This is a genomic window from Catellatospora sp. NPDC049609 (genome assembly GCF_040675365.1).
Taxonomy (GTDB): domain Bacteria; phylum Actinomycetota; class Actinomycetes; order Mycobacteriales; family Micromonosporaceae; genus Catellatospora.
On the sequence record NZ_JBFAOU010000323.1, the window covers coordinates 1 to 4,635 of the forward strand.

3 protein-coding genes are annotated in these 4,635 nt (G+C 69.7%); all 3 read right to left on the minus strand.

Annotated elements, in window-relative coordinates; all coding sequences use genetic code 11:
• Positions 1-91 precede the first annotated feature (91 nt).
• Genes AB0J67_RS39280 through AB0J67_RS39290 form a run of 3 tightly spaced genes read right to left on the minus strand, consistent with a single transcriptional unit; the run spans position 92 to position 4,382 of the window.
• On the minus strand, positions 92-1,987 hold the full coding sequence (locus tag AB0J67_RS39280) for an ABC transporter ATP-binding protein (RefSeq protein ID WP_363490606.1): 1,896 nt from the start codon (positions 1,985-1,987) through the stop codon (positions 92-94).
• Positions 1,988-2,043: 56 nt separating this feature from the next.
• Positions 2,044-3,777, minus strand: coding sequence for an ABC transporter ATP-binding protein (locus AB0J67_RS39285; protein ID WP_363490602.1), 1,734 nt, complete (start codon positions 3,775-3,777; stop codon positions 2,044-2,046).
• Complete coding sequence (locus tag AB0J67_RS39290; protein ID WP_363490604.1) at positions 3,771-4,382, minus strand: TetR/AcrR family transcriptional regulator; 612 nt, start codon at positions 4,380-4,382, stop codon at positions 3,771-3,773. The genes AB0J67_RS39285 and AB0J67_RS39290 overlap by 7 nt, the downstream gene beginning before the upstream one ends.
• Positions 4,383-4,635 lie beyond the last annotated feature (253 nt).

Sequence of the window (4,635 nt, forward strand, 5' to 3'; positions counted from 1 at the left end):
CCACCGATGGATCCGAGTGTGTTTGCGCCGTTCCGGCGCGCTCCACACCTTCTACAACGCATAGCGTTAAGAAGGTGCCCTTCCTTGCGGGTCAGGCGGTGGCGGCGCCGGCGAACTGGGCCTCGTAGAGGCGGGCGTACGCGCCGCCGGAGGCGATCAGCTTGTCGTGCGAGCCGTGCTCGACGATGTCGCCGTGCTCCATCACCAGGATGACGTCGGCGTTGCGGATGGTGGACAGGCGGTGCGCGATGACGAAGCTGGTCCGGCCCGCGCGCAGCGAGTTGAGGGCCCGCTGGATCAGCGCCTCGGTGCGGGTGTCGACCGAGCTGGTCGCCTCGTCGAGGATGAGGATGCTCGGCTCGGCCAGGAACGCCCGCGCGATGGTGATGAGCTGGCGCTCACCGGTGCTGAGGTTGGTGCCGTCCTCGTCGAGCACCGTCTCGTACCCGTCGGGCAGGGTGCGCACGAACCGGTCGACGTGCGCCGCCTTGGCCGCCTCGACGATCTGCTCGCGGGTCGCGCCGTCGGCGCCGTACGCGATGTTGTCGGCGATGGTGCCGCCGAACAGCCACGTGTCCTGCAGCACCATGCCGGTCTTGGAGCGCAGCTCCTCCCGGTTGAGGCTGGCGATGTCGACGCCGTCGAGGGTGATCCGGCCGCCGTTGACCTCGTAGAACCGCATCAGCAGGTTGACCAGGGTGGTCTTGCCCGCGCCGGTGGGCCCGACGATGGCCACGGTGTGTCCGGGCTCGACGGTCAGCGACAGGTCGCTGATCAGCGGCTTGTCGTCGGTGTACGAGAACGCGACGTGCTCGAACCGGACCTCGCCGCGCACGGCGGGCAGGCGCGGCGCGTCCACCGGCTCCGGGCTCTGCTCGGCCGCGTCGAGCAGCTCGAACACCCGCTCGGCGGAGGCGACGCCGGACTGCACCAGGTTCGCCATCGCGGCGACCTGGCTCAACGGCTGGCTGAACTGGCGCGAGTACTGGATGAACGCCTGCACGTCGCCCAGTGACAGCGACCCGGACGCCACGCGCAGCGCGCCGACGACCGCGACCAGCACGTAGTTCAGGTTGCCGATGAAGAACATCGCGGGCTGGATCATGCCGGAGATGAACTGTGCCTTGAAGCTGGAGCCGTACAGCGACTCGTTGTGCTCGCGGAACGTCGCGGCCGCCTCGTCCTGCCGCCCGAACACCTTGACCAGCGAGTGCCCGGTGTACATCTCCTCGATGTGCGCGTTGAGCCGGCCGGTGGCGGCCCACTGCCCGATGAACTGCGGCTGCGCCTTCTTGCCGATGCGCATCGTCACCCACACCGACACCGGCACGGTGACCAGCGCGATCAGGGCGAGCAGCGGGGAGATCCAGAACATCATCGCCAGTACGCCGACGATGGTCAGCACCGAGTTCATCAGCTGGCTCAGCGACTGCTGCATGGTCTGCGCGACGTTGTCGATGTCGTTGGTGGCCCGGCTGAGCACCTCGCCGCGCTGCTGGCCGTCGAAGTAGCTCAGCGGCAGCCGGGACAGCTTGTGCTCCACCTGCTCGCGCAGCGTGAAGATCGCCCGCTGCACCACCGCGGTGATGATCCGGAACTGGAACAGCGAGAACGCCGACGCGGCCAGGTACACCACCAGTGCGAGCAGCAGCACGTTGCGCAGCGCGGTGAAGTCGACGCCCTGGCCGGGGTGCAGGTCCATCGCGGACATCATGTCGGCCAGGGTGTCGTTGCCGTCCGCGCGCACCGCCGCGACGGCCTGCTCCTTGGTCACGTCCGCCGGCATGCGGGCGCTGAAGATGCCGGTGAAGAGCACGTCGGTGGCGTGGCCGAGGATGCGCGGGCCGACCACGGACAGCCCGACCCCGGTGACGCCCAGCGCCACGGCCACCCAGATCATGGCGCGGTGCGGGCTGAGCAGGCGCAGCAGCCTGCGGCTGGACGCCTTGAAGTCGAGCACCTTGGCCTGCGGCGGCCCGGCCATCATCGCGCCGGGACCGAACCGCGGGCCGCTGTCGCGGCGCTGTGCGGGAGCCTGGGAACTCATGCCGCCTCCTCCTCGGTGAGCTGGGACAGCACGATCTCGCGGTACGTGGTGTTGCCGCTCATCAGTTCGCTGTGGGTGCCGGTGCCGACCACCTGGCCGTCGTCGAGGACGAGGATGCGGTCGGCGTCGCGGATGGTGTTGACGCGCTGGGCGACGATCACGACGGTCGCGTCGGCGGTCTCCCGGGACAGCTCCCGGCGCAGCGCGGCGTCGGTGGCGTAGTCCAGGGCCGAGAACGAGTCGTCGAACAGGTAGATCTCGGGCTTCGCGACCAGGGCGCGGGCGATGGCCAGGCGCTGGCGCTGGCCGCCGGAGACGTTGGTGCCGCCCTGCGCGATCGGGGCGTCCAGCCCCTCGGGCATCGCCTCGACGAACTCCTTCGCCTGGGCGATCTCCAGCGCGCGCCACAGCTCCTCGTCGGTGGCGTCGGCCTTGCCGTAGCGCAGGTTCGACGCGACGGTGCCGGAGAACAGGTACGGCTTCTGCGGCACGAACCCGATGGCGCGCGACAGCGCCTGCGGTGCGAGCTCGCGGACGTCGACGTCGTCGACCAGCACCCGGCCGCCGGTGGCGTCGAACAGCCGCGGCACCAGGTGCAGCAGCGTGGACTTGCCGCTGCCGGTGCTGCCGATGATGGCCGTGGTCTCGCCGGGCCGGGCGGTGAAGTCGATGTTGCGCAGCACCGGCTCCTCCGCGCCGGGGTAGCTGAACTCGACGTCGCGCAGCTCCAGGTGCCCGCGCAGGCCGGCCGGGACGACCGGCGCGGTCGGCGGGACGACGCTGGACTCGGTCTCGAGCACCTCCTCGATGCGCTCGGCGCACACCTCGGCCCGCGGGATCATCACGAACATGAAGGTGGCCATCATGACCGCCATCAGGATCTGCATCAGGTAGCTCAGGAACGCGGTCAGCTCGCCGATCTCCATGCCGCCGCTCTCGATCCGGTACGCGCCGAACCAGACCACGGCCACCGTCGACACGTTGATGATCAGCATGACGAACGGGAACATGCCCGCCATCAGCTTGCCGACCGCCAGCGACACGTTGGTCAGCTCGGTGTTGGCTCCGGCGAAGCGCTCCTGCTCACGGCGGTCGCGGACGAACGCGCGGATGACCCGGATGCCGGTGATCTGCTCGCGCATCACCCGGTTGACGTCGTCGATGTTGGTCTGCATGGCCCGGAACAGCGGGCGCATCCGCACCACGATCAGCCCGATGCCCAGGACCAGCGCCGGGAGCACCGCCAGCAGCAGCCCGGACAGCTGCACGTCCAGGCGCAGCGCCAGCACGATGCCGCCGACCATCATGATCGGCGCGGCGACCATCATGGTGAAGGTCATCAGGGCCAGCATCTGGACCTGCTGCACGTCGTTGGTGGTCCGCGTGATCAGCGACGGCGCGCCGAAGTGGCCGACCTCGCGGGCGGAGAAGGACTGCACCCGGTCGAAGATCGCGGCCCGGATGTCGCGGCCCAGCGCCGCCGCGGTCTGCGCGCCGTAGTAGACGGCGCCGATGGAGCAGAGGATCTGCACCACCGAGACGCCGAGCATGCCCGCACCCACGCGCAGGATGTATTCGGTGTCGCCGGTTACCACGCCGTGGTCGATGATGTCGGCGTTCAGCGTGGGCAGGTAGAGGTTGGCGATCGTCTGCACCAGTTGCAGCAGCACGACGAGCGCCAGTTGCCGCTTGTACGGCCGCAGCTGGCGGCGTACGAGTCTGATCAGCATGCGGGCTCTTTCTGGTTTTCGGGGGTGAGCACGCCGTCGAGCACGACGCCGACGATGTCCTCGGTGGGGAGGACCTGGTTGCGGTTGTTGACCAGGACCATGGAGATGAGCAGTGCGGCGACGGTCTCGGCGGGCAGCCGCAGCAGCCCCTCGTCCGGCTTGATCAGCTCGACGAAGGCCGCCGTGAGCTGCGCCAGCGTCTCGCCCGGGTCGAAGGCAGGCGCGGGGGCGTTGGTCACCACGGCGAGGCCGCTGCTGCGCAGCTGGACCATCAGCGGTGCGTTGTCGCGGAAGCGGCGGTTCAGGATCTGCACCGCCGTCCGCAGCCGGAACCTCAGATCGGGGTCGCCGGACACCGCTCTGATCGACTCGACGGTCGGGGCCGGGTCGAACGCGTGCGCGAGCGTGGCCGAGATCAGCGCGCCCTTGTCGGGGAAGACGCGGAAGATCGTCCCTTCGGCCACGCCGGCGCACTCGGCGATCCGTCGGGTGCTCACGTTCAGGCCCTCGTCCCGCAGCAGGGGCAGGGTCGCCGCGATGATCGCGGCGCGCCGGTCGTCGGGGGTGAGCGGGGACACCCGGCGCCGGGGGGAGGCGTCAGTCACGCGGAGGACTGTAAATGAGTGAGTACTCACTCCGCAACGCGATTTCCGCGGACTCGGTCGGCCGGCTTGCGGGCGTCGGCCGATCGGCCGAGTCACGGTCGGAGTCCCCGTGCGGACCGCAAGCGCCGCACGAACGAACCTCTGATCATGAGGTGAGGAGGAGCCGCTCCGGCGACAGGTGCGCCGGTGGCCGGCCGCAGCGGGCGCACCTCGACGCCGGGGGCGTGCATGTCGCACACGAAGTAGGTCAGGC